Source organism: Sporocytophaga myxococcoides (assembly GCF_000775915.1).
In the GTDB taxonomy this organism is placed as follows: domain Bacteria; phylum Bacteroidota; class Bacteroidia; order Cytophagales; family Cytophagaceae; genus Sporocytophaga; species Sporocytophaga myxococcoides_A.
This window is the reverse complement of sequence record NZ_BBLT01000001.1, coordinates 216,034-242,262: the sequence shown is the minus strand read 5'-3', so window position 1 is coordinate 242,262 and position 26,229 is coordinate 216,034. Positions and strand designations below refer to the sequence as shown.

The window sequence follows — 26,229 nt, the reverse complement described above, 5'->3', positions numbered from 1 at the left end:
TATGCGATGGTCTTTATACATTGGTAAATACGGCGGTACCAAAGTTTTAATTCATTGGACATTTCTCTTGTTGCTTTTATGGATTGGATTTTCCGCTTATAGACAAGGAGCAACAGCTCCGGAAATATTACTGACTGTAAGTTTTATCCTGACAGTTTTTATTTGTGTACTCCTTCACGAATTTGGTCACGCGCTGACCGCAAAGAAATTCGGCATCGCTACAAAAAAGATCACCCTCCTTCCTATCGGTGGACTGGCAAGTATTGAGCGTATCCCTGAAGATCCTAAAAAGGAACTTTGGATCACTGTTGCCGGACCAATGGTAAATGTAATCATTGCTATTCTGCTTTACCTTATATTAGGAAACAAGGTTATTATGACAGGAAATCGTAATAATGTCATATCTGCTGATACTTTTTTTCAAAGCTTGTTTTGGATAAATGTTACATTAGTAATATTTAATATTATCCCTGCCTTTCCTATGGATGGGGGCAGAATACTAAGAGCTTTGCTTGCTATAAAAATGGGAAGGTTCAGGGCAACTAAAATTGCCTCACACTTAGGTCAGTTTGTTGCCGTAGGCTTCTTTTTTCTAGGTTTATTCTACAGCCCTTTGCTAATGTTTATAGCTGCATTCATTTTTTTTGGAGCATATGCAGAAAATATGTCTGTACAACAGATGGAATTTCTCAGAGGGCATGTTGTGAAAGAAGCCATGATGAAACACTTTATTATCATCAATTCCCAAACAACAATAAAAGAAGCGGCAGACAAGCTTCTGGAAGGATGGGATCATAACTTCATCATTGCTGAGAATTCGGAAATTCAAGGAATTATAAAAAGAGATTCCTTATTCAGTAGTCTTAAATCCTATAATCCTCTTGCCCCCGTTAAAGATATTATGAAAACTACTTTCAGAACTTTTGAGGAACATGAACAGCTTTCCAAGATCTATCACTTTGTACAAGAAGACCCTACAGGATATTTTCCAGTATTAAATAACGGAGTACTTACAGGTGTTATAAATCTCGACAACTTAAACGAATTCGTAATGATTCAGTCCGCCTTAAAATATTAATTTCATCCGGTATAAAATTTTATTTGTCGATTTCTAAAATCAAAAATCAATTCGCTGTAAAAATATTACATTAAAATAGGAATATCTTAACATTTTATTATCCTATAAATTAACCCAAAAGAAAAACCCATCGTAAAATTCATCATGATTGAAATATATTAGTTCCTTTTTATCGATAAAAACCATATATTTGAACATAACTTTAATGCTTTTCATTAGTTATTCCGGCTCCAAATACCGCCTTATAAAGATTCACCGGAGGAAACTAGTGTTCACTACATGTGTGGACTTGGTTTTTTTATGTGAATCGGGGGATGGCGGTTCCCAGGAGCATAAAGCCCAAGCTCCACACACTTGTTTAAAATTTCCGGAACTATATTTTTAACACCCACGTGGAAAAGTTTAAATCCATTTTACTAATTGAGGATGACGACATTTGTAATTTCATTACAACAAAATTCTTTTCCCGTTACCAAATCTCGGAACAACTGCATAGTGTAAAAGACGGAGAACAAGCTTTGGATTTTCTCCGCTCACAAAATGACAAACCATCATTTCCTCAAATTATCCTCTTGGACCTGTTTATGCCCATTATGGATGGATTCGAATTTCTTGAAGAATTCAATCAGATAAAAGGCTCATTATGCCAGTCCCCTGAAATAATTGTTCTTACCGTTACAACTCGAAATAAAGACTTAGAAAGAGCAAAAAATCTCGGCGTAAAAACAATACTACATAAACCATTCAATCATAGTTATATAGTTCATCTGAAAACCCTTATCCCAAAGACCAACAACTAAAGAGCGGGAATCATACCTCTATATTTTATAGTAAGAGATATTTCACCTTTTATATTATAAAAATTAAACTTTACAATTTACAAAAAGAATACTGTTTTAAGCCTTACTTCCCTCTCATAGCCTGAATCCCAAAAATTTCAAATCATTTCTCTCTCAATTGTTTTACTTTATTATTCGAATGGATTTTCATTTTTTTTTAATCCATTACATGAAATTGCCAGTAAATATTATGGATAAAGAAATTATGATGTAATAACGAAAGTTTCTGATAATGACTATAAAAATTTCCAACCTTATCGGTTTGACTAGCATTTCAAAAAGTTATTCTGATATATTAATCTGAGGTAATTATTAATGCCATGGCAATTTCTAAGAAAAAGAGTCCTGTTTTTTCAGAACCCTTTCATTCATATATTTTCCAAGGCTTTAAAAAACAAGGGTATTAATAATAGTTACGGTCATCCATGATTTGCACAGTCCAGTTATTAGCTAGCAATTCATTTTTCAGAAGTGTTCCTTGAGCTTTTGTTTTAGGATTTTTAACCAGAAATTTAAATCCATCAATTTTCTCCACTTCCCACTGCTCAGTATTTTCAGGATTTCTTAAAATATCTCCTACTTTAATGATTGTATCTTTTTTAATTACTTTCATAATTCACTTTTATATTTAACGAAATTAAACATTTTTTAGAAAATATCATCCCGTACCCAATTTGAAATTTAAGCAAAATATTTCAAACCCTTAATTAACTGTATTCCAAAATCAAATCCTTAAAATACATTTTCCTGTAACGGCAATTTAAATTGCTCCTTAAACTTTTTTAGTAGGGAAATCTTATTTCTATACTAACATATACCTCATGGCAATATTGAAATTCAGAAATATAAATCGTCTCTTATTTAGTGCATTTCTTATTATTGGTGGATTATATTTAGCCCGTCCCTTTTTAATTCCTGTTACAATTGCATGTCTCTTGGCAATGTTGCTGTTACCTGTTGCCAGAAAACTGGAATCCCTTGGAATAAAAAGAGCAGTTTCTATAATTCTTTGCATTGCTTTGTTTTTTCTTATTATTATGGGCATCGCGACTCTACTATCAATGCAAGGATTTAATCTGGCAAAAAATCTGGAAGAAATTGAGCAGCAGTTCAGGCATGTCTTTGATGATATACAGGAATACATTCAAAGCAAGTTTGGAATGGAAAAGGCGAAACAAAGCAAAATAATCAGGGAGAAAACAGAAACCCTGCTCCAAAGCAGCACCAACCTTATTACAGGGTTCCTTGGTGGACTTGCTACCTTTGGATTGATACTGGTCTACACTTTTTTCTTTCTTTATTACCGTAACAAATTTTTTAATTTCATTCTGATGGTAAGTCCCAAAGCCCTTCACCAACAAAATACTATAATTCTTAACCAGATAAGCAAGGTCACCCAGAGATACCTGACAGGAGTATTCATTGTGATATTAATTCTGGCAGTTATGAATTCTTCAGTACTCCTTCTACTGGGAGTAAACAATGCAATCTTTTTCGGATGTCTTGCGGCAATACTTAATGTAATTCCTTACATTGGTGTAATCATCGGAAGCCTTCTTCCCTTCATTATGACCCTGGTAACCAAAAATGAATTTGGCCCTGCATTATTTGTATTAGGAGCACTTTGGCTTAACCAGGTTATTGAGAACAATTTACTTACTCCATTTATAACCGGTTCTCAAGTAAGAGTAAACCCTTTATCAACGATTATGGCTTTAATCCTTGGAGGATTAATCTGGGGTATCTTTGGAATGATCCTTTTTATTCCTTTAATAGGTATCATAAAGATAATTTTTGATCATGTAGAAGAGTTGAAACCATTAGGATATCTGATAGGAGATGATTCCGATGAAAAAGATGATAATACTCAAAAAATTAAAAGGTTGTTTAAAAAACTTAAAGCCAAATTTAAAAGCTAAAAGCATTGTGCGAGCATAGATTGTTTTAAAAATTATCGCCTCTACAAACTTTTCATAAGTTTGAAAAAAAAAGGCCCCGCAGACTACGGGGCTCTTTCATTTTATTCCTTTTCAAAGTTATTCAAGACCGAAAGCATAGTAATACTTTCCAGGGCTTCCGGGATAAACTCCTTCCAGCAAAACTCCTCCTTGTTGTGCTGAAAGCACTTCATTAAATTCGTTCAGGTCTTTAATTGGCTTATGGTTTATACCCGTAATAATAAAGCCTTCTTTCATATTCGTTTGTTCTGATAATATACCTGAGCCTAGAGATTTCACCTTCACACCTGTTATACCATATTTCTTCTTTTCCTGAGCAGTAAGGTCTTCAAAATCCGCACCCAACTTCTCCTCTACTTCATTGACCTCCTTTTTGATTACTTCAACTTTTCCCTGACTGTTTTTCAGTTCTACTTTAAACTCCTTTTCCTTTCCATCCCTTAGCACTGTCAGTTTAACATTATCACCCGGATGATGGATTCCAATAAGTTCCAGAAGTTTTGCAGTTGAACCTATTTCAACATCATCAATTTTAAGAATTACATCACCTGCTTTTATTCCTGCTTTGGACGCAGCACTATTCTCTACCACACTCTCCACATAAGTTCCTTTCAAGGACTTTAATCCAAGTGTTTTAGCCAAATCCGAATCCATATCCCTTATTACCACTCCAAGATATGCTCTGTGAACTACTCCATATTGTTTAAGATCTTCTATTACCTTAGCAACTATGTTACTGGGAACAGCAAATGCATAACCGGCATATGCACCTGTCGGCGTAGCGATAGCAGTAGTGATACCTATAAGATCACCTTCAAGATTTATTAAAGCTCCACCGCTATTTCCAGGATTAACAGCGGCATCGGTCTGAAGAAATGATTCAATTGCTGACTTATCCTGCAAAATACTAATGTTTCTGGCCTTTGCGCTAATAATACCAGCTGTTACAGTCGATGAAAGGTTAAATGGATTTCCTACCGCTAAAACCCAATCCCCTACTTCAACAAAATCAGAATTTGAAAATGAAATAAATGGCATATCCGATTCTTCAACTTTTATCAGAGCAATATCTGTTGAAGGGTCTGTCCCTATTAGCTTTGCTTTAAAGCTTCTGTTATCGTTCAAAGTTACATTGATTTCTTTTGCTCCTGCAATAACGTGATCGTTAGTTACTATATATCCATCAGGACTAACGATTACACCAGAACCTGTTGCCATTTCCAGCCGTTGTTTTTCTTCCCTTGGCCGTCCCCAGAAATCATCACCAAAAAAATCTCTGAATGGCCCCATATCATTATATTGTTTATTGGCGGGAATAGCAGAATGAATATGCACAACAGAAGGTAAAGCCTTTACTGTAGCCGGACGAAAATTCACACCAGAACCATTCCCCTTATAAGTAGTGTCGGAAGTATTGGATTTTTTACTGTAAGAAACAATACTACCACTACTGCCATTGCTCGTTAAAAAACGAGTGGCAATAATCGTTACAGCACTTCCAAGAATAGCTGCAAGAAATAAAGTTAAAAACCTGTTCATTAATTTTTATCCATTAAAAATGAATCTATACAGAAAAAATAAAAGTAACAATTTATCAGGATATCTTCACGAGATCTGCATAATATAATCCGTCCAACCATTTGACATCAATCACCTGGTATTTGATATCTTCCAGGGAGGGAGAGTTGCTGAGAAAGATAAAGTCATTAGGATGAATACCTTCTTTAGTATAGGCAATCTTCACTTTGTCTCCGCCATCGGCAATTTCTGTAACCTCGTATCCTTCTGTAAGAGTAGATAATCTCATAATAAAATATATGTTTCTGGGATTTATAATATGTCTGGTTTTAAATTAACCCCATAGAAAGACAATTGTTGAAAAGCATTCCATAATAATATATTTAAATATCTTCCATAAATGCAACCTATTATTTTAAGCCACCATATTACATATTAGTCATTTTCCAAGCAAATAAAAACAGGTTTAACATTTCCTCTGATCTTCTGTTTTGAATTAACAATTTTAAATAATATGCAAAAAAATCTAAGTGGAATTAAAGTCGCCGTGCTTGTAGACAACGGCTTTGAACAAGTAGAGCTGACTGAACCAGTTAAAGCCTTAAGAGAAGCGAATGCAATTGTTGAAATTATTGCTCCTGAAAAGCAAATCAAAGGATGGAATCTGAAAGATTGGGGTGATACAATAACTGCTGATATCCTTCTGGATGAAGCCAGCCCGGATAATTATGATGCTCTAATATTACCGGGAGGTGTAATGAATCCGGATTTTCTAAGGATAAAGAAAAATGCTATTGAATTTGTAAAAACCTTTATGACTGCTCAAAAACCTGTTGCATCTATTTGCCATGGACCATGGACTTTAATTGAAACAGGTTTAATCAACGGCAGAAAACTTACGTCGTATCCTTCCCTAAAAACCGATCTTATAAATGCAGGAGCAACGTGGGTAGATGAACCTGTTGTAACTGATAAAAATCTTATTACCAGCAGAAAACCTTCAGACCTTTCAGCTTTTAATGATCGAATCATTAATACCTTAGCAGCTCTGCCTTCCTCTTCAAATAATGCATTCAACAGGCCCCCTGTAAAGGGAGAGAAAACTGAAGATATCAAGTCAAAAGATAAGGTAAAAAAATAATCTGATTCTGATAAAAATATTTTATTCCTACCGAACAAAAACCGGGATCTTTCATTTAACATTATATATAAAATGTAAAGAGCACCAGCTATTTACCTAACTCAACCAACATCTAAACCTGCTCTCAAGGCAGGTTTATTCTTTTTCTTCCTGCTAAAAATATTCTTAGTGCATTGGCAGTGGTCTGACCTATAAGATTATAAGCATCATTTACCGATTCTTTCAAAGTCATAGGACCATTTTGAAATGGCATAATACACGTTACCCCATGCTTCAACAGTTCCTCAGCGCCAGATGCAGCATATCCGGTAATCAGGAACACAGGAATTCTATAATTTTGACCGATTTTACCAACGCCCAGGGGCAACTTTCCTGAAAGTGTTTGCAAATCAGATCTGCCTTCTGCCGTAAATATAATATCAGCATTTTCTAGTTTTTCATCCACTTTTGCAAGTTCTGCTATTAAAGGAAAACCTGATTTTATAACTCCACCGCAGAACGCAAGAATGCCTGCCCCCAAACCTCCGGCTGCACCAGCTCCTGCAATGGTATCAATTTCCTTTCCCATTTGTTCTTTTATAACGGAAGCATAATGAGAAAGACACTTATCCAGAAAAGCTGCCATTTCCTCAGTAGCCCCCTTCTGAGGACCAAATACCCGGGATGCCCCATTTGCTCCTGTTAAAGGATTGGTTACGTCTGAAGCAATTGTAAACTCAGCACTTTTCAGAGCATCATGTATCCCTGTTAGATTTATCTCAGCAAGATTGACAAGCGCCTCTCCTCCTTTTGGTAAGTCTTTACCTTTTTCGTCAAGAAGAGCAACCCCCAATGCCTGGGCCATACCGGCACCTCCATCATTAATTGCGCTTCCTCCAAGACCAATTATAAACTTCCTTATTCCTTTGTTCAGTGCATCTGCAATCAATTCTCCGGTACCAAATGAAGTTGTTATCATCGGATTCCTTTCTTGATTATTGAGGAGAGCAAGCCCTGAAGCGGCTGCTGTTTCAATAACTGCTGTCCTATGATCTCCCAATATTCCATAAGATGCTTTTATACTTCTCATAAGTGGATCATGAACCGGCACTTCAACCTTATAACCACCAGTGGCATGAACCAAAGCCTCTACTGTGCCCTCTCCGCCATCTGCAAGCGGACAAGAAATTATTTCAGCATCTGAGAGTACTTTTCTGATACCATTAGTCATTGCATCAGCAACTTCAAATGCACTTAAAGATTCTTTTAGGGAATCTGGTATCAAGACTATTTTCATATCTCCTCCTCCGGGTGACTGCAGCAAGGACCTTCATGAACATTTCTGATCCACTCCTCCTGCTCTTCAGTCAAAGATTTATTTTTAGGACCCGAGCAATGATCACAATCATTTCCATATTCATCCATCCCTCGTCCTTCACATAAAGGACAAACATAACCACAACCTGCCATAACTATATAAAATTAGCTTTACTCAAAATATCACGTATAATCATGTTTGCATGTATTCTGGAATTTTCAATGAACCATTTATGAGTTTCCATACCACCACAAACAACTCCTGCGAGGTAGATATTTTTTATATTTGACTCCATCGTATCCTCATTATAATTAGGGATCTTTAAATCCCCTGAATGAAATTCAATACCAACTTTAGCCAGCAAGCTAAAGTCAGGATGATAGCCGGTCATAAGCAACACGAAATCATTCTCTAAAGTGACTATTCCATTTTCGGTTTTTATATTCACTTCATTTTCCCTGATAGAAACCAGTTCTGCATTAAATAAGGCTTTTATTGAATTTTCCTTTATCCTGTTTTCTATATCAGGTTTCACCCAATATTTCACTCTGTGACTTATTTCTGGTTTTCGGACAACCAAAGTGACCTCAGCTCCTTTTCTGTAACATTCCAAAGCAGCATCAATAGCAGAATTTGCCGCTCCCACAACAATAATCTTACTGAATGAAAATGGATGGGGTTCTTTATAATAATGAAAAACCTTTGACATATGCTCTCCATCAATTCCACAACTAATAGGGTGGTCATAAAAGCCTGTGGCAATGATTATATGTTTTGAATGATAGATTCCTTTTGAAGATTGGATTTCAAACAAACCATCATTTCGTCTATTAATTATTTGTACTTCCTCGTACAGTTTTATTTTAAGACGAAAATATTCCAGCACTCTCCGATAATACTCAAGGGCCTCATCTCTCATAGGTTTACCGCTTATGGAAACAAAAGGTACTGCTCCTATCTCCAGTCTTTCAGAAGTAGAAAAAAATCTCATGTTCAAAGGATAATTGTAGATGGAGTTTACCAGGGCTCCTTTTTCAAGTATCAGATATTTCAATCCTGCCTTCTGAGCCTCTATTCCACAAGCCAAACCTATCGGCCCTCCCCCAATTACAATTATATCATAAATACTCATATTCAAAACCTTATTACAATTTACCCAACCAACATCATACTAATTTAAAGGTTTTATTTATATTCGTAAAAACTTTTATATGGCACAAACACCCAGCAATATGCTTCCTCTCGGAACCATTGCACCGGATTTTACGCTTTTGGACACTGTTTCAGGAAAAGACTTAGCACTGAGTCAGATTAAGTCCCAAAAAGCCACAGTAATCATGTTCATCTGCAATCATTGTCCTTTTGTAAAACACGTGAACAACGAACTAGTGCATTTGGCTAAAGATTATGTTTCAAAGGGAATTTCATTTATTGCAATCAGTTCAAATGATGCCGAAAAGTATCCTGCTGACGCTCCTGATGAGATGAATAAAGTGGCAAAAGAGCTTGGCTACCCCTTCCCTTATTTGTATGACGAAAGTCAAAAGGTTGCTAAAGCATATGAAGCTGCCTGCACACCCGACTTTTATATATTTGATAAGCATCTTTCACTTGTATACAGAGGACAACTTGATGACTCAAGACCTTCAAATTCTTTACCTGTCAATGGGAAGGATATTCGAAATGCCCTTGATAGTTTATTGAGTGACAAGGAGGTTGAGAAAGATCAGAAACCAAGTATCGGATGCAACATCAAATGGAAAGTATAATGTCTGAAGGTAAATTCTGCTACGATTATCCCAAAGCTTCTGTCACAACAGACTCAGTAATTTTTAACCTCACTTCCGGAATATTAAATCTTCTATTGATAGAGAGGAAACATGATCCATATAAAAACTGTTGGGCACTCCCCGGCGGATTCCTTGAAATGAATGAAAACGGCCTGGACTGTGCAAAAAGAGAATTATTTGAAGAAACTGGTCTGGTTATAAACACCATGGCGCAGACAGGCACCTATACAAATGTAAACAGAGACCCTAGAGGCAGAACCATCTCCATAGCTTATACAACAATAATCACAAATGAAGTAAATCTGAAAGCCGGAGACGATGCTCAAAATGTTCAGTGGTTTTCCCTTTTTCACTTGCCATTGCTCGCATTTGATCATTTAAAAATAATCCAGGAAGCTGTATTCTTTTTTCAGGTAAGATTAAGATCAGGCCAATTACCCGATTTTTTAAATAGTCTTACAAATCGGCAACTGGAAGAACTTCAGAATATTGTAGATAAATATCTGCAATAAAGGCCCAAAACTTACGTTAGCCAACCCCGTACAATAAGGATATTTTGTAGTTGAGGGGAATTTCATATGAAGGATTCTGTAAAACTTAAAATCCTCTTTCCTATACTGGGTCTATTGTTAGTAGTTCTTGCAGCCGCCTCCATTTACTCTATCATATATTCTCAAAAAATTAAGGAAGAATTCAAGGCTGTCGGGGCATCCTATAATGTCATCAATCACCTTGACAACCTTGTAGTATTGCTTGTTGAAACAGAGGGCAACCTGAGAGGTTATATCCTCTCTTCAAATGTTCATTTCCTGTATGAATATGAAGACAATGCCAGAAAGACCAAGGCCGAGATAGCTAAATTAAAAGCATTGGTAAATAATAACCCTCCTGTATATCGAAGAATAAAATATATTGAGGAGTTATTTGAACTAAGGAGAAATGAAATTGACCGACTTGTCAATAAAAATAAAGATGCAATCAGAAAGGGACATATTCGTCTTACTTTTGAAAAACTTTCTTATTCACGTGATCTGAAAATAAAAATAAGAGAAGAAAAAAATTTAATAGAATCTCTTGAGAAAAAAACTTTAACTCATAAGCAAATCAAGGCAACTTCTACTTTAAAGTTAATAAACATAGCCATTATATTTTCGGGGATATCTGCTTTGGTCACAGCTTTAATGATAGTCTATATTTTTTACAGAGAATATAAGCTTCAGCAAAGGCTAAAAAATGAATTGGCAACATTAAACGAAAGTAAAAACAGATTTTTCTCAATTGTAAGTCATGATTTACGCGGGCCAATTAATTCTGCACTTGTATTATCTACATTCCTGAAAGATCAGAACCGCACTAATGATGATGAATCCGAAACGATTTTCTTTCTTCATAAGAGTCTGGTAAAAATTCAAAATCTATTGGAGATCCTTTTAAAATGGGCCAAACTCCAAATGAATGAACTCGTTTACAGACCTGAAACTTTTTCCATTATAGATGTGGTATGTGCAACTTCCGAATACCTTTCCCCTTTGTTTTCAATGAAGAAGATTGCCATAGATATAAAAATTGAGTCTAAAATAAAGGTATATGCTGATAAAAATATGGTCGAAACCATCCTGAGAAACCTTATCTCCAATGCGATTAAATATTCGTCACAAAATGATACTGTAACAATAGATGCTTTTAAAGAAAATGGATTTGTAACTATTTTTGTAAAAGATAATGGAATTGGAATATCCACTGACCTTTTACCAAAATTATTTAGCATTGATCATAAGTACAGTACAAAAGGTACTTCAGGAGAAGAAGGTACGGGTCTCGGACTGAAATTATGCAAAGAGTTTGTTGAAAAAAACGGAGGTAAGATCTGGGTAGAAAAAAATGAAACGAAAGGTACCACCTTTCTATTTACCTTGCCTGCTTCCTATTAATCTTTTGAAACACCTAACCTTAATCATTCTAAAAATCAAGGCCCTTTGTTACATTTCTTTTTAAATTGTGTTTCAATTAAACCTCTATGATTGACATTAATAAGAATTTAAAGAGTTACAAATATGCAGTAAAAGGTCTGAAGCATCTACTGGTATTTGAAAATAATGCCCGTATTCATTTAGCTGCCACTGTTTTGGTCCTGGCTTTATCGGCATATTTCAGAATCGAAAAAACTGAATGGCTATGGATTTTATTGGCAATAACCCTTGTCTGGACGATGGAACTCATAAATACAGCAATTGAAAAAATAGTTGATTTTCTCTCTCCTGAATTTCATCCTGCAGCTGGTAAAATAAAGGACTTAGCTGCCGCAGCAGTATTAATTGCAGCTATCTTTGCGCTAATTGTCGGGGTGATAATATTTCAAGAATATATGTTCTAATTGCCATCTTAAAACAAAAAAAGACTTCCGTTCCAGGAAAGTCTTTTAATATCTGTTTATACCTGACCTTATCTGTTTAGCAATTTATAAGTTGCTGCAGCTGTCAAGCCTCCAGCAAAGTAAATTCCCATCGAAAGTAATCTTTGTTTAAATGTAGAACCTACAAATTCTTTACCGAAGCCTAACAGGCCAGGTAAACTTAATGTTCCTGCTCCAGCCCCCAAACCAAGAAGGGATCCACTCACTAAGGGCGTTTTACCTGAAGCTGTCATACTATAATAAATACTATTAAACAACAAATCACTTCCCAAACTTAAACCAAAGAGTTTTTTCTTTCCGGGACTTGCCAAGCCAACTGCCTGGAGCCCCTTTTTTAAAACTTTCATTCCAAATAAATCCACCTTAGGAGACTTCGTGGTATACTTTTGCAATCCCTGATTTGCGGCAGTAAGTGCCAGTGCACCTGCCAGACCACTTATTAATGCTTTTGATCTGCTCATATCTCTTCCCTTCGATACTTAAATGTTAACAGAACAGAGAAATAAAATGTTCGAGTTACACAGCTTTAAGTAGAGCTGGCTTGCTTTCCAGCTGAAGTTTATTATCAGTAGCCAGCTCACTTGATATATATTTAGCCTTCACAACATCAATCAGTTTTTCCAATTGCTTTTCAATCTGTACCACTTTTGAACTATCCCCTGTAGCTCGAATGATCATTTTGTTTAAACCACTGGAATCTTCACCTGAGATTTCCATAAAATCTATATCAAACCCTCTTCTTTCAAAAATTAAGGCAGCCCTTATTATAATTCCAGGCTTTTTGTTTATCGACAGGGAAAATATATGTTGCATAGGTTTGTTTTTATTAAGGTTCTTTAAACTGGTTTTTATTATATTATTTATATTTAAGAATGAGGAATAGGTGCTGATTCTAGGTACTTCCCTCCGGCATCTCCATCTTTATCTTCGGAGCCTCTGTAATCATATGGTCCACCGACATGCCTGCAGGTACCATCGGATAAACATTGTCATCCTTTACTACTTCTGCATGAATGAGACATGGTCCTTCATTATATTCAAATGCTTCTTTTAAAGTTGAAGTAACTTCTGATGTCTTGTTTATGTGAAATCCTTTTACACCATAAGCTTCGGCAAGCTTTACAAAATCAGGATTTACGACCATATCTACTCCGCTATATCGTGAATCAAGGAAAAATTCCTGCCATTGTCGCACCATCCCCAGGTATTTGTTATCAATTACCAGAATTTTTACTGGTATCTTATGAATAGCAGCGGTAGAAAGCTCTGCAAGAGTCATCTGAAAACCACCATCACCAACTATCGCAAGGACTTTATGATCAGGTTTACCCAGCTGCGCACCTATTGCTGCAGGAAAGCCGAATCCCATTGTCCCTGCTCCACCTGACGAAAGCCACTGATCAGGAGTATTTGTAAGATAATATTGAGCTGCCCACATTTGATGCTGTCCTACATCCGTGGAGACTATAGCTTTACCTTCAGAAACTTTATAGGCTTCTTCAATAACATATTGAGCCCTAAGAGGCTCGTCTTTGGAATAGGTAAAAGGAAATTCTTTTTTATATTGATTTAATTTATCCAGCCATTTTTCGGTATCTAACTTTTGAACCATTGGTATAAGCATTTTTAGTACTTCCTTGGCATCGCCAATTGCATAAGCATCGGGAGTCACTATTTTGCCTATTTCTGCAGGATCAATATCGATGTGGATTTTTTTGGCATTGGGACAAAACTTTCTGGGATTTCCGTTAATTCTGTCATCCCACCTACTGCCGATGGACATAATAAGGTCACACTCTAACATGGCTTTGTTGGAATATACTGTTCCATACATTCCTACCATTCCAAGAGAAAGCTCATGAGTTTCCGGAAAAGATCCCTTACCCAATAAAGTAGTAGTTACCGGTGCTTTAAGCTTTTCTGCGAGGTGTTTCACCTCTTCATCGGCTTTCGCAATCAAAGCACCATGCCCTACAAGTAACAGTGGTTTTTTAGATTTCAGGAAAAGATCAGCTATACTTTGTACAGAACTCTGGTCAGGTTTTGAAGGCACTTTATAACCTGGTAATTCCAAATTATCCTTAAACTGCCCTTCAAAAACAGCAGAAGTAATATCCTTCGGAAGATCAATCAAGACAGGTCCAGGCCTTCCGGAATTTGTTATATAAAAGGCTTCTTTTACAATGCGGGGAATATCAGAGGTCCTTTTTACAAGGTAATTGTGTTTCACTGCAGGCATTGTCAATCCAAATACATCTGCTTCCTGAAAAGCATCCATTCCCAGCAAACTTGTTATGGTCTGCCCTGTAAGAACAATCATTGGAACAGAATCCATCTGAGCAGTCATAATACCAGTAATTGTGTTAGTAGCGCCAGGACCACTTGTCACAAGCACCACCCCTGGTTTACCGGTTGCCCTTGCATAACCGTCCGCCATGTGTGTTGCTCCTTGTTCATGCCTGGTTAATATGAGTTTTATTTTAGAATCATATAAAGCATCAAAGATCGGAATAGCAGCCCCGCCAGAATACCCAAACACATATTCCACCTCTTCTCTTTCAAGGCAATCTATCAGAATTTGAGCACCATTCTTTTTTACTTTTTCCATGTGGGTGATTTATCAGATAAACAATCAAATAACTGCTACAAATATATTGTCTGTTATTTAGCACATTTTTTTTATTTCAATTTTAATACGCTTTCTAAAAAATTAACAACAACACAAATAACTAAAAATCAAAATAATAAAAAAAATATTTCTACGTATTCAAACTTATAACGTATTATATAGAGTTTTCACAATAACTCTTCTACAAATCCAATTTTATCAATTAGATTTGTACTATAATTCAGGTAATTAATCAAAAAATAACTACGGTGGCCAGAATAAAATCTCGAAGTCTTTACGAACTTGTAAAATCCATGAGCAAAAATGAAAAAAGGTATTTTAAGCTCTTATATGGAAGTTCCGGGAATGGGGAAGACAAAAAAATGTTGATTCTGTTCGACTACATGAATAAGCAGAAAGAATTTGACGAAGATTCTATTGCTGATAAGCTCCCCAGCCTTAAAACTGAGCAGCTTTCAAACATGAAAGCATACCTTTATGACAAATTGCTTCAGGCTGTACGATTATTTAATGCTCCAAAAATTCTGGATCTTCAGATAAGGGAACAAATTGATTATGCTCAGCTGCTATTTTCAAGAAGGCTTTATACACAAGGGATGAATTCATTGAAAAAAGCGAGAAAAATGGCATTGGTACACGACAATCTGGAATTACAACTGGAGATCATCAAACTTGAGAAAAGTGTGCTAATGCAGACTATCGATCATGACACAGTGGATAAAGTTGACAGAATCATTGAAGAAGCGAGAACCATAAATAAAAGAATTAATAATATTAACACCTTCTCTAACCTTTCCATAAAGCTTAATTCATTCTATACTAAAATCGGCTATATCAGAGATGAAGCAGACTTTCTAAGAGTCAAAGAGTTCTTCAATTCCAATATTCCTGACTTTACTGAAGAAGAATTATCTATATCTGAAAAACTGAACCTTTATAAACTTTATGTAGGATATTATTTGTTTATACAGGATTTCAGAAATGGTTATGAGTATGCTTTAAAACTTGTTAAACTTTTTGACACGCATGAAGAGCTTAAAGAAACCAGTACGGAGCAATACATTAAAAGTCTTAACAATCTGCTCATCGCCCAGTACAAGCTGGATATGTACAACGAATTTGTTGAGACAAACAAAATCCTGCATTCAATTGCAGCAGACTATAACCATTCACAAAATGAAAGCATAAGAATCAGGCTTCTTAAATATTATTATATCCACGAAATAAATAAATACTTTATAACAGGAGACTTCACAAAAGGTGTTGATGTATTAATGAAAAGCCCGGATACTAAGATATACGAGCTTCTGGAAGTTGTAGACAAGCATTCGGAATTGATCATCAATTACAAGTTATCCTGTCTGTATTTTGGAGCAAGTGATTTTCACGGTGCACTGAAATGGCTGAACAGAATTATCAATATTCCTGATGGTGATATTAGAGAAGATCTTCATTGTTTTGCAAGAATACTTAACCTTATCTGCCATTATGAATTGGGCAATTATGATGTAATCAAATATTATATTATTTCCACCTATCGATTCCTACTCAAAAAAGAGGATCTGCATCTTTTCCAGAAATTCATACTAAAATTTCTGAAAGACCTGAATCAGAACACGAGAGATAAAGAACTGTACGAACGATTTGTACGCCTCAAATCCCAGTTAATTCCATTAGTTAACAGTACTTATGAAAAGCGTGCATTCATATATTTTGACATTATCTCCTGGCTGGAGAGTAAAATAGAAAAGAGACTTATCCAGGATGTGATCCAGGAAAAAGTCTCTCTAAAATACAAGTCAGACAAAGCATCATAAGGAAAGAAAGGATCAACCTCCTTTCTTTCTGCATTTATCAATTGCCATCCCTATTTTAACAATACCAAGAAGTATTTCTTCTTCTGAAGCATTAGAAAAGTTAAGCCTCATAGCATTTTCCTTTTTACTGCTGGTGCAGAATTCAGCTCCCGGAACAAATAATATTCCTGCTCTAATTGACTCTTCAAGTATGTCTTTAACAGGATATTCATCGGGCAATTTAACCCACATAAACATTCCTCCTTCAGGCTGAGATACTTCAGTTGTATTAGGGAAAAACTCCTGTATAAGAGATCTCATAAGATCGCATCTTTTACCATATTCTTTATGAAGAAGCGCCAAATGATCTTCTATACCATATTCACGGAGAAATTCAGAAACTATCATTTGAGATAGCATATTTGTATGTAAATCACTTGCCTGCTTGGCAAGAACCAGCTTATTAATAATTTCCTTATTCGCAATGATCCAACCTAGTCTTAGGCCGGGAGAAATCATTTTTGAAAATGAACCAAGATGAATGGTCCTTTTTTTATTTAATGTCAATAAGCCGGGAAGTACTTTACCTTTAAATCTTATATCACCATATGGATCATCTTCCACAAAAAGAAGCTTCTTATCATCAAGGAGCCTGGCAAGCTTCAACCTCGTCTCTGCCGAATATGTTATTCCTGTTGGGTTCTGAAAATTAGGAACTCCGTAAATAAACTTACTTTTAACAGCGGTACTTTTTTCATTAAGCTCTTCAACATCTATACCCTGAGAGGTTAAGGAAATTGGTATAAGCTCAGGCTGATAAGCAGAGAATGATTGAATTGCTCCAAGATAACCAGGATTTTCCATAAAGATCTGATCACCTTTATTGATAAATATTTTACCTATGAGATCCAATCCTTGCTGTGAGCCACTTGTGATCAATATTTCGTCAGGCGAAACATCAATACCTCGTTTCGTCCTATACCATTTAACAATCCATTCTTTCAATGGCAGATAACCTTCTGTAATATTGTATTGAAGGGCTTTGGCTCCATCCTCTTTAATAACTTTATTACTGATCTCTTGCAAAGCTTTAATTGGAAAAAAAGCCGCATTGGGCAAACCGCCTGCAAAAGAGATAAGATCTTTGGAAGAAGCTACTTTCAGGATCTCTCTGATAAAGGATACTGGAATGGAATTTGTCCGTTCCGAAAATTCATAAAACACTGTTTCAGTTTTCATAATATCTAAACTATTGATTTTCATTTGGATTAAATAAAAAAAGCCCCGAATGTGAGTCCGGGGCTTTCATGTATCTTAATATTATTAAATGCATGCTTTACCCGGGGGAATAATCCACAAGGACTGACGCGACCACGACCACAATTGCAATGCATGAAATAATATTTTTATATAGTGAAGTCATTCTTTAATATTTTCAAAAGGGTACTAAAACAGAAAAGCCCCGAACTTTAAGTCCGGGGCTTCATCCTTATATTTTTATATTTATACAATGGATTACTTTCTCCGGACCTTAGGCCTGGCTGCCACGACTAATGCAACGACAGAGAAAGTATTTTTCATTGATTATTTCTAATAGTATATTTAGCAAAAATAGTTTTTAAAATCTTAAGTTTAAAATTCTAAGACAATTATTTTTATATAAGCCGAATCTAAAACATGACTAAAGATCTTCTAAAGTTTCTAACACAATTAAAGAAAAACAATAACAAGGAGTGGTTTGATAAAAACAGAACAACCTATGATGCACTAAGGAAAGATTTTGTGGCTTTTGTGCAAGTAGTGATTAATGATATAGCAGATTTTGACGATAAGGTAAAAAGTATAGAAGCAAAAAATACCATATTCAGAATCAACAGAGATATTCGTTTCTCAAAAGATAAAACGCCATATAAGAAGAATTTTTCGGCTTTTATAAGCATAAAGGGCAGGAAATCCTTTGGTCCAGGATATTACATCCATATTCAGCCCGGGGACGAGAGCTTTGTAGCAGGTGGTGTATATATGCCGGAAAAAGGTATGCTTGAAAAAATACGTCAGGAAATAGACTATAATGGAAAGAGCCTTTCAAAAATATTAAGTAAGGCAAGTTTTAAAAATACGTTTGGGGAGATGGAAGGAGAAAAACTAATAAGGGCACCGAAAGGATATGACGAGGAAAACCCGCACATTGATCTTTTAAAGTATAAAAGTTTTATAGTATCTAAAGCCATTACTGATAAAGAAATTGAAGAAGGGAAGTTAAAAGGTTTGCTAAAAAAATACAGCAAAGAAATGTTGCCATTTATAGAGTTCCTCTACCCTGCAGTAATTGAAGAATAGCTAATTCATCGACACCGATGGCATAAATCCTGAAGCATGGAAAGCCAATGGAAAAACAGAGTATTTAAAATAGGAATAGAGGGGAAATGTAGATAATGTATCCTTAATTTCTTCTTCGCTCTTAGCTTTTATATTAACCCACAACCGTGTTCTGTCAAGAGATAACGAATAAGAAAGCACAATACCTTTACTGACCAGATTATTGATATGATCCTTTTGAAGCGGAACAAGCTTCATAAAGTTCTCATCAAAATTGATGGGGAAGGATATATCAACCAGATATTGCATGTTTTACTTTTTAATATTAAACGGCAAAGGGTAATAAAATGATAGAGATCTTGATTTTTTTTCAGGAAAAAATGAAAGATACTAAATCAAAAAAAACAAAAACTACACAAGGACATATAAATCAGCATCTTGTGTAGTTTTAAATTGTATTAATCAACAGTTTATTTTTTCAGTTTGTAACCAACCAATTTATTTCTGAAAAAAGTAGGAACCAACAATAGGTCTTCAGAAGGAACAAATTCAATATCAGCCGTATTTACTTTCTGTTCTTTTGAATCGATCAGCTTTTGTGATTTTCCATCAGAAATATAGTAGATACCGCCTTCCCAGTCAGAAACAAGAAAGTCATTACCAGGTCCCACATATTCAACACCATCACCCATGCCTATGCCCGTAGCCAATACTGTATCTTTTTTAGTATTCATATTGATAGCTTTAAAATCACTGCTTCCCATAGATGCTAAATACAATATGCTGTCTTTAATAAAAATACCGTTTGGCTTATTCAGATTTTGGTCAGTGAACAAAGTAACTTTACCATTTTGCAGTTTGTGGATTTTATTGGTCTCACTGTCGGAAAAATAAACATCACCCTGAGGGGTCACGAAAACATCATTTAAGAATTTAGCGCCAGGAACGGCATAAGTCTTTACAATTTTACCTTTGTCAGTATCAATTTCAACCAGCTTATTAATGTCCGTAACATAAAGGATGTTTTTATTTAGACCAAGTCCCTTAGGAGCACTGAGTCCTTTTACCCACTCCAGGTTTTCAATTTTTCCGTCAAGACTTACTTTAGAGATAAACCCATTATTATCAGCTGCAGTAGGATCACCATTAACGTTAGAAACGTACAATATCTTTTTACCCTCATCAAAAATTACAGATTCAGGAGTTTTCAAAGTAGTATCAGAAGACCAAACCTCTTCTAAAACAACTTTAGGGCTCTGATCTTCTACAACTGTAACAGTATCTACATCATAGCTCGCCTGTTCCTGCTTCTTGCTTTCGCATGAAATAAGGAGTACAACAAAAAAATTCAAAAAAAGTAAATTGATCTTTTTCATATTAACTAATTTTTCAAGTGGTTTTATAATAGATGATAATTTTAAAACTTAATGGAGCTGCCACGAAAGGTTTTGCATAACCTATTATTGGTGAAATTGTTTTCGCAAAAAGTTGAAGCAAATACTTTTATACCAATACACTTCGTTACAGATAAAGAAAATAATTCGCTAATTTATACACAGGAAAGTGATATTTGCAACATGCGCCATCAATGTTTAAAGAGCCCCAAGATTCCGCCCCCCCATGGCACATTGAATAGATTGCTTCAAAGCAAAGCAAAGAAAAGTTTACAGGTAATCTTCCAGATTAAAAATGCAAAAAAGCTACTTGAAACAGGCAAAATAAAAATTCTGATTTACAGCAGCTTACCACAAACTCAATTCTAATTTTTCCTTTACTTTATTAATTTCATACATTTAAGGTAATTTTATTAATTAATTGATTACTAAATCATATTTAAACATAATTTTTACACAGGTGATTATTTAAAATTTATTTTATTTCCAAAGTAGCCTTCTTAGATATTTGATTCGTAAAAACACCAGATTAAAATTATTATGAGTTCTGAAAAAGTTGACGTACTGGTAATAGGAGCAGGTCCTTCCGGGGCCGTGGCCGCTTCTATTATCCATAAGCATGGATTAAAAGTTAAAGTTGTTGAGAAACTGAAATTTCCTCGTTTTGTAATAGGAGAAAGCCTTCTTCCGAGATGCATGGAGGCCCTTGAAGAAGCTGAATTACTTGAAGCAGTGAAGGCAAAAGGTTTTCAGCAAAAGTCTGGAGCGAAGTTCGTGAAAGACGGTAAAATATGTGATTTTAACTTCTCAAACCAATTTACCCAAGGCTGGACCTGGACCTGGCAGGTACCAAGAGCTGATTTTGACAAAACACTTACTGATGAAATGGAGCGTAAAGGTATACCGGTTTTGTTTGAAACAGGAGTAACTGATATTAAATTTAACGGTAGCGACAGCATTACTACAATTGAAGATAAGGATGGTAATAAAAGTACGATAGAGGCCAGATTTATTGTAGATGCAAGTGGATATGGAAGAGTAATTCCTAAATTATTCAATTTGGACCAACCATCAAATCTTCCGGCCAGAAGAACCTTGTTTGCGCACACTGTAGACGTAAACAGATTTGTAGATGAGGAACCAAACAGAATTACAATTGTTTCTCATGAACCGGGAGTATGGATCTGGATCATCCCTTTCTCAAATGGCAATACATCAGTAGGCTTTGTTGGTGACACTCAATTTTTTGATAGATTTACAGGGACTCCGGAAGAACGCTTCAGAGCGATGATCAAAACCCAGCCGCATACACAGAGAAGGTTCGACGGAGTTGATTTTGTATTCGAGCCACGAACGCTGGAAGGCTGGTCTGTAACAACCAATAAATTTTATGGAGACGGATTTGTCCTTACAGGAAACGTTACTGAATTCCTAGATCCCATTTTTTCTTCAGGCGTAACACTTGCTACAGTTTCGGGAGCCACTGCTGCAAACCTGGTAGTAAAGAAACTGAAAGGCCAGAGTGTTGACTGGGAAAAAGAATTTATGGAGCCAACGATGCAAGGAGTCAATACATTCAGAAGTTATGTAATGGGTTGGTATGATGGAACCCTTCAGGATATTTTCTTTGCTCCTAAGCCTGATGATGAAATTAAAAAGCAAATATGTTCAGTGCTTGCAGGCTATGTATGGGATTTAAATAATCCTTTCGTTAAGAAGCACGACAGGGTTATAAAGAATCTTTCGCATCTTATCCGATTAGAAGAAGGAGCAAGCTAACCTTTGAAACAGATCATTTCATTAAGTTATAATTTTATAATTCAGAAAATGCAACTCTGTTCAGGGGTTGCATTTTTTATTATATTCATATCATCTTTTTTTAATCCGGCTAATTCACAAATTACAAGAGTCACAGGTAAGGTAATAGATTCACAGAGTAAAGAGCTTATTCCTTTTGCCAGTATTTACTTTTCCGATAAGTCAAAAGGAACTGTTTCCGATTTTGAAGGAAATTTCATTATCGAAACATTTACAGGACCAGATAGCCTTATTGTTGCAAGCGTAGGATATTCGGTGAAGAAACTTGCAATCCAAAAATATCAGGTACAGCAAATTAATATCTTTCTGGAAGAAGAAGTCAGTAACCTCAATGAAATTACAGTTACTGTTACTGAAAATCCTGCTTATAGAATTATAAGAAATGTCATCTCCAACAAAAAAAACTTCAGAAAAGAGACCATTAAAAGCTACTCCTATGAGTCCTACAATAAGTCTAAGATCGGTTTAAGAGAACTTGATGAAGATCTGAAGAAACAATTCTATCTTAAGCCCTTTGCTTTCTTTTTTGACAACATGGATACCACAGATGGTAAGCCCTATCTTCCTGTAATGCTTCTTGAAACAGTATCGGATAATTTTTATCAGAAAAATGGCAATAAACAAAAGGAAATCATAAAGGCGACAAGGCTTTCCGGAATGAAAAATGAAAGCATTGGAAAACTATTCTCCAATCTTGCATTGAATGTGTATGCCTATGATGATTACTTACTGATGTTTAACAAAAATTTTATCAGCCCTGTCAGCTCATCATGTTTTCGTCATTATGATTATGAACTGCTTGACAGTGGATATATAGATAACAACTGGTGTTATAAAGTACGTTATTTCCCTTCCAGAAAGCAGGAATTAACATTATCAGGAATAATATGGATAAGAGATACAACATTTACGATTAAAGAAATAAATGCTAAAGCTGGCCAGGAAATCAACCTCAACTTTGTTACATCATTTGGCTTGCGGCAATCCTATATGGATGTAGAAGGTAAATCCCTCCCTGCCGAAGAACAGCTTTATATTTATGGTGAAGTGCTTGTTCCTCATTCAGGAAAGACCCAAAAGTTTTTTGCATCAAGAAGTACTTCGAACAAAAATTTTAATCTGAACCCATCTTTCTCCAATAGTTTTTTTGATGATAAAGCAACTACTATAGTGGAAAAAGAAGCAGGAGCAAAAGACAATACTTACTGGGAAGCAGCCAGGCATGATACCCTTTCTAAGTCTGAACAAGCTATATACCAACTTACTGATTCCCTTAAGAATACCAAAGCCTTTAAGAGGTATCTGGTTTTGTTTAAAGGATATATACCAGTAAAAAAAATTGAGTTTGGCCCCATCTATAAAGTCTATTCTTACAACCCTGTTGAAGGTAATAAATTCAGGATAGGGTTTAGAACTAATCCCAAATTCAGCAAGAGGATTTTGCTGGATGGTTATGGAGCTTATGGTCTTAGAGATGAAAAAATAAAATACGGAGGAGGAATTACTTATTTCAGAAAAAAAGATCCCGATGAGATAATAAGTTTTAGGGTTAAACATGACATAGAACAGCTTGGCTTTAGTCAGGTTACATTCATGCGGCCAGACAATTTATTGAATGCCTTGTTTAAAATTTCAGCCCAAAACAGGCTAAATTTTATTGATGAATACAGATTGTATTATGAAAAATTCTGGACCCAACATCTGTCCAATAAATTACAGATAAGGAATGCTATCATCAGGCCTGTAGGTAAACTTGAATATAATAAAGAAATTCCTGGAATGAATGATACTGTTAATGTATCGTCAATTACAACAACGGAAGTTTCTATTTACACTCATTATGCATATAAAGAAAAATTTCTCAGAGGTGATTATAGAAGAATCAGTCTTGGCACTCCATATCCTATATTTGATGCGGCAATAGTACTAGGCATAAAAGATTTATTGGGAAGCGATTATAATTATCAGAAAATAGCTTTGAGTGTAAGACAAAGATTGAGGATTAAAAATATCGGTTATACCAGGTACCGTGCTGAAGCTGGAAAGATTTTCGGAACCCTGCCCTACCCTTTGCTTGAGTTGCATAACGGTAACCAGACGATCTTCTATGATGATTATATTTTTAATTCAATGCGATTCTTTGAGTTTGTCAGTGATCAGTATGTAAACGTTCAGCTTTCACATCACTTTGATGGTTATTTCTTCAATAAAATTCCACTGATAAGAAAACTCAAATGGAGAGAGATCATATCCTTCAAAGGAGTAATGGGATCCTTATCCGAATCGAATAAAGCTCAAATGATATTACTGCCTGAGATGTATAGCCTCGCTAAAGAACCATTTATGGAAGCAGGGGTAGGAATAGAGAACATTTTCAGGGTGATCAGGCTTGATGGCATTTGGAGGCTTAACTATCATGATCACCCTGGTACAGAGAAATTTTATTTAAAACTTAGTGTCCATATTGATTTCTAAACTAATACCTTACTTTTTACCTTTTTTTATTTTTTTAAACTCTTTTCCGCTCGTTTCCATCACATTATAAATTACTCTTGCCCAATAGTTTTTAATACCAAATCCACCTGGTTTTCCTCCATAAAGATTTGTTGCTATCACCTTTTTGGTCGCAAGATCAAAGAATGTTACATAAATATTTCCTTGTTCTTCTATCTTATTGAAATTATCAACAATAAAAACCAATCCAAGACCTTTTTTTCCTGATATATGATAACTACTTATCATTTTCTGTATTTTTTCTGGTGATAGGTCATTAGGTTTCGATTGGTCAAAAATGGCGTCAATATCAGCAGCTTCATTATTTTTTTTAACCAGATTCAAGTCAAATATAACTTCATCAAATCCATAAAACTTCTTTATGTTATATTTATCAGGCTCATTGATAACAATGTTGTTCCATGCAGGAAAATACTTTACCTGTATTTCCTGACTGCTCTTAGTTCCGGCCTCTGAGAATTGGCTAAATTCACCTATAAATTTAGAATGAGAAAAATCGATTCCATACCACACGACTTCTCCGGATTGAAGTAAATTATCCTGAGCCAATACAGTAAAAATTACCGAACTCATTGTTAACAAAAGTGTAAATAACTTTTTCATGGTTTATTTAAAATCAAAATTTGAAATAAAATTGTTTATACTGTTTTAAAATAAAGTAATTTCAAAAAAACAAGCAAATCAGGATCGATGAAACCACAAAATCTAATAAGCGTGATTTTTATTTTTACATTCACCATCCTTCCCTATACTTCCTTTTCCCAGACATATTTCCCTTATGATAAGTATAACGGCACAAATCTTAAATGGGCTGAAGACTTACAGTTTAAGGACTCAGACACCACCATTATCATGATAACGGTAAGAAATAAAGTTGCAGGCAGTCCAAAGTATTTCTCTGACAAATCAATTCGTTCAGATCAATATACTACTTTAATCTGCCTTTGGAAAAACCCCGACTGGTATATCATGGAAGTGGCTTCTTTGGAGATGGCTTTACAAAAATCGGGTTGTACAAAAGAAGTAGCAACCTTTGTTCATGGAGATGGAAAGGATTTTCCATTAGCTATCAACAGAGCTGCAGATATAAGACTTCTTTTCGATGTACCTGTAATTGCCTTTGATGTTCCTAGCCTTCTGCCTAAAAGTAATAAGATCAGAAACTTTTACAATTCTAAAGGCAACTATAAAGAATCTGTTAATCTGTTTGCTGCTTACTTAAGGGCCTTAGGCAAAATTAAAGAGAATCAACCTAATCTGACCTTTGTACTACATATGCACAGCCTTGGCAATTATGTTTATATGGAATCTCTAAAGCAGAATCGATTAAATGATTGCCCTGTTGTATTTGAAACAATATTAATGAATGCTGCAGCTGTAAAGCAAAAGCGCCATAAGCGATGGTTGGAAAAAAGTAATATTCAGAAAAACATTTATATAACCTATAACAAAAAGGATCATACACTAAATGGAGCCCATCTCATCACATTCAGAAAACAGTTGGGAGAACGATTGAAGAAGCCATTAGCAGGTAATGCTTATTACATTAACTTTCAAAACATTGCTAATAAAGAGCACAATTATTACCGCAATACGGGCCTATTCAAGAGTTACCCGAATATAAAACAATTTTATATGGACATCCTTCACGGACAACTTATACCTCTAAAAGATGCGTCCAGATTTTCTCAAAGAAATGATGGCAAAGGCTTTGATATCCGATGA

Annotated in this window: 26 protein-coding genes; 13 read left to right on the top strand and 13 right to left on the bottom strand. The window is 35.3% G+C overall.

Annotation, left to right across the window (positions count from 1 at the left end):
* Position 1 precedes the first annotated feature (1 nt).
* Both MYP_RS01040 and MYP_RS01035 read left to right on the top strand, forming a co-directional pair.
* Positions 2-1,078: a site-2 protease family protein gene (locus MYP_RS01040; protein WP_045457252.1), complete on the top strand. Its 1,077-nt coding sequence runs from the start codon at positions 2-4 to the stop codon at positions 1,076-1,078.
* Between the two features lie 392 nt (positions 1,079-1,470).
* A complete protein-coding gene (locus tag MYP_RS01035; protein WP_045457249.1) occupies positions 1,471-1,878 on the top strand; it encodes a response regulator in 408 nt (135 codons plus the stop codon).
* A 442-nt stretch (positions 1,879-2,320) separates the two neighbouring features.
* Here the strand turns inward: MYP_RS01035 and MYP_RS01030 are convergent, their stop codons facing one another.
* Positions 2,321-2,530 carry a hypothetical protein gene (locus tag MYP_RS01030; RefSeq protein ID WP_045457246.1) on the bottom strand — a complete coding sequence of 70 codons (210 nt, stop codon included), beginning with the start codon at positions 2,528-2,530 and terminating at the stop codon, positions 2,321-2,323.
* Between the two features lie 208 nt (positions 2,531-2,738).
* Between MYP_RS01030 and MYP_RS01025 the strand changes: the two genes are divergently transcribed.
* The gene (locus MYP_RS01025; RefSeq protein ID WP_045457243.1) at positions 2,739-3,836 is read left to right on the top strand and encodes an AI-2E family transporter; all 1,098 of its coding nucleotides are present in this window, start codon (positions 2,739-2,741) and stop codon (positions 3,834-3,836) included.
* A 117-nt stretch (positions 3,837-3,953) separates the two neighbouring features.
* On the opposite strand, the gene MYP_RS01020 is transcribed toward MYP_RS01025, so the two are convergent.
* Positions 3,954-5,414 carry a Do family serine endopeptidase gene (locus tag MYP_RS01020; protein WP_045457240.1) on the bottom strand — a complete coding sequence of 487 codons (1,461 nt, stop codon included), beginning with the start codon at positions 5,412-5,414 and terminating at the stop codon, positions 3,954-3,956.
* A gap of 55 nt (positions 5,415-5,469) precedes the next feature.
* Entirely contained in the window at positions 5,470-5,682 is a 213-nt protein-coding gene (locus MYP_RS01015; RefSeq protein ID WP_045457237.1) for a hypothetical protein, read from the bottom strand.
* Positions 5,683-5,907: 225 nt separating this feature from the next.
* On the opposite strand from MYP_RS01015, the gene MYP_RS01010 reads away from it, so the two are divergent.
* Positions 5,908-6,534 (top strand): type 1 glutamine amidotransferase domain-containing protein, encoded by a 627-nt coding sequence (locus MYP_RS01010; protein WP_081990364.1) that lies wholly within the window; start codon positions 5,908-5,910, stop codon positions 6,532-6,534.
* 124 nt (positions 6,535-6,658) lie between these two features.
* Here the strand turns inward: MYP_RS01010 and MYP_RS01005 are convergent, their stop codons facing one another.
* The 3 genes from MYP_RS01005 to MYP_RS01000 are packed head-to-tail and all read right to left on the bottom strand — an operon-like array spanning position 6,659 to position 8,963.
* Positions 6,659-7,810, bottom strand: a complete 1,152-nt coding sequence (locus MYP_RS01005; protein WP_045457234.1) for a glycerate kinase — start codon at positions 7,808-7,810, stop codon at positions 6,659-6,661.
* On the bottom strand, positions 7,807-7,983 hold the full coding sequence (locus tag MYP_RS25930) for a hypothetical protein (RefSeq protein ID WP_156140223.1): 177 nt from the start codon (positions 7,981-7,983) through the stop codon (positions 7,807-7,809). The genes MYP_RS01005 and MYP_RS25930 overlap by 4 nt, the downstream gene beginning before the upstream one ends.
* A gap of 2 nt (positions 7,984-7,985) precedes the next feature.
* Positions 7,986-8,963 carry a YpdA family putative bacillithiol disulfide reductase gene (locus MYP_RS01000; protein ID WP_045457231.1) on the bottom strand — a complete coding sequence of 326 codons (978 nt, stop codon included), beginning with the start codon at positions 8,961-8,963 and terminating at the stop codon, positions 7,986-7,988.
* Between the two features lie 79 nt (positions 8,964-9,042).
* Between MYP_RS01000 and MYP_RS00995 the strand changes: the two genes are divergently transcribed.
* The 4 genes from MYP_RS00995 to MYP_RS00980 all read left to right on the top strand — a co-directional run bounded on the left by MYP_RS00995 (position 9,043) and on the right by MYP_RS00980 (position 11,995).
* The gene (locus MYP_RS00995; protein WP_045457228.1) at positions 9,043-9,600 is read left to right on the top strand and encodes a thioredoxin family protein; all 558 of its coding nucleotides are present in this window, start codon (positions 9,043-9,045) and stop codon (positions 9,598-9,600) included.
* Positions 9,588-10,133 carry an NUDIX domain-containing protein gene (locus MYP_RS00990; RefSeq protein ID WP_197059980.1) on the top strand — a complete coding sequence of 182 codons (546 nt, stop codon included), beginning with the start codon at positions 9,588-9,590 and terminating at the stop codon, positions 10,131-10,133. The genes MYP_RS00995 and MYP_RS00990 overlap by 13 nt, the downstream gene beginning before the upstream one ends.
* A 66-nt stretch (positions 10,134-10,199) precedes the next feature.
* Positions 10,200-11,552, top strand: a complete 1,353-nt coding sequence (locus MYP_RS24635) for a sensor histidine kinase (protein WP_052429865.1) — start codon at positions 10,200-10,202, stop codon at positions 11,550-11,552.
* Positions 11,553-11,638: 86 nt separating this feature from the next.
* Positions 11,639-11,995 (top strand): diacylglycerol kinase family protein, encoded by a 357-nt coding sequence (locus tag MYP_RS00980; RefSeq protein ID WP_045457225.1) that lies wholly within the window; start codon positions 11,639-11,641, stop codon positions 11,993-11,995.
* A 68-nt stretch (positions 11,996-12,063) separates the two neighbouring features.
* On the opposite strand, the gene MYP_RS00975 is transcribed toward MYP_RS00980, so the two are convergent.
* The 3 genes from MYP_RS00975 to ilvB all read right to left on the bottom strand — a co-directional run bounded on the left by MYP_RS00975 (position 12,064) and on the right by ilvB (position 14,642).
* Positions 12,064-12,495 (bottom strand): hypothetical protein, encoded by a 432-nt coding sequence (locus MYP_RS00975; protein WP_045457223.1) that lies wholly within the window; start codon positions 12,493-12,495, stop codon positions 12,064-12,066.
* A 55-nt stretch (positions 12,496-12,550) separates the two neighbouring features.
* Positions 12,551-12,847: an acetolactate synthase small subunit gene (ilvN, locus tag MYP_RS00970; protein ID WP_052429864.1), complete on the bottom strand. Its 297-nt coding sequence runs from the start codon at positions 12,845-12,847 to the stop codon at positions 12,551-12,553.
* 79 nt (positions 12,848-12,926) lie between these two features.
* Positions 12,927-14,642, bottom strand: a complete 1,716-nt coding sequence (gene ilvB / locus MYP_RS00965; RefSeq protein ID WP_045457220.1) for a biosynthetic-type acetolactate synthase large subunit — start codon at positions 14,640-14,642, stop codon at positions 12,927-12,929.
* A 269-nt stretch (positions 14,643-14,911) separates the two neighbouring features.
* Between ilvB and MYP_RS00960 the strand changes: the two genes are divergently transcribed.
* Entirely contained in the window at positions 14,912-16,480 is a 1,569-nt protein-coding gene (locus MYP_RS00960) for a hypothetical protein (RefSeq protein WP_045457217.1), read from the top strand.
* Between the two features lie 12 nt (positions 16,481-16,492).
* Here the strand turns inward: MYP_RS00960 and MYP_RS00955 are convergent, their stop codons facing one another.
* Positions 16,493-17,698, bottom strand: a complete 1,206-nt coding sequence (locus tag MYP_RS00955) for an aminotransferase-like domain-containing protein (protein WP_045458967.1) — start codon at positions 17,696-17,698, stop codon at positions 16,493-16,495.
* Positions 17,699-18,136: 438 nt separating this feature from the next.
* Here MYP_RS00955 and MYP_RS00950 point away from each other — a divergent pair, with 438 nt between their 5' ends.
* Positions 18,137-18,799, top strand: coding sequence for a DUF2461 domain-containing protein (locus MYP_RS00950; protein WP_045457213.1), 663 nt, complete (start codon positions 18,137-18,139; stop codon positions 18,797-18,799).
* On the opposite strand, the gene MYP_RS00945 is transcribed toward MYP_RS00950, so the two are convergent.
* A complete protein-coding gene (locus MYP_RS00945; RefSeq protein ID WP_052429862.1) occupies positions 18,800-19,087 on the bottom strand; it encodes a muconolactone Delta-isomerase family protein in 288 nt (95 codons plus the stop codon).
* A gap of 161 nt (positions 19,088-19,248) precedes the next feature.
* The gene (locus tag MYP_RS00940) at positions 19,249-20,154 is read right to left on the bottom strand and encodes a hypothetical protein (protein ID WP_052429861.1); all 906 of its coding nucleotides are present in this window, start codon (positions 20,152-20,154) and stop codon (positions 19,249-19,251) included.
* 558 nt (positions 20,155-20,712) lie between these two features.
* Here MYP_RS00940 and MYP_RS00930 point away from each other — a divergent pair.
* Both MYP_RS00930 and MYP_RS00925 read left to right on the top strand, forming a co-directional pair.
* Positions 20,713-21,951 carry an NAD(P)/FAD-dependent oxidoreductase gene (locus tag MYP_RS00930; protein ID WP_045457207.1) on the top strand — a complete coding sequence of 413 codons (1,239 nt, stop codon included), beginning with the start codon at positions 20,713-20,715 and terminating at the stop codon, positions 21,949-21,951.
* A 48-nt stretch (positions 21,952-21,999) separates the two neighbouring features.
* Positions 22,000-24,465, top strand: a complete 2,466-nt coding sequence (locus MYP_RS00925; protein WP_045457204.1) for a DUF5686 and carboxypeptidase-like regulatory domain-containing protein — start codon at positions 22,000-22,002, stop codon at positions 24,463-24,465.
* A 9-nt stretch (positions 24,466-24,474) separates the two neighbouring features.
* Here the strand turns inward: MYP_RS00925 and MYP_RS00920 are convergent, their stop codons facing one another.
* Positions 24,475-25,107: a hypothetical protein gene (locus tag MYP_RS00920; RefSeq protein ID WP_045457201.1), complete on the bottom strand. Its 633-nt coding sequence runs from the start codon at positions 25,105-25,107 to the stop codon at positions 24,475-24,477.
* A gap of 111 nt (positions 25,108-25,218) precedes the next feature.
* Between MYP_RS00920 and MYP_RS00915 the strand changes: the two genes are divergently transcribed.
* Positions 25,219-26,229 (top strand): alpha/beta hydrolase, encoded by a 1,011-nt coding sequence (locus tag MYP_RS00915; protein ID WP_197059979.1) that lies wholly within the window; start codon positions 25,219-25,221, stop codon positions 26,227-26,229.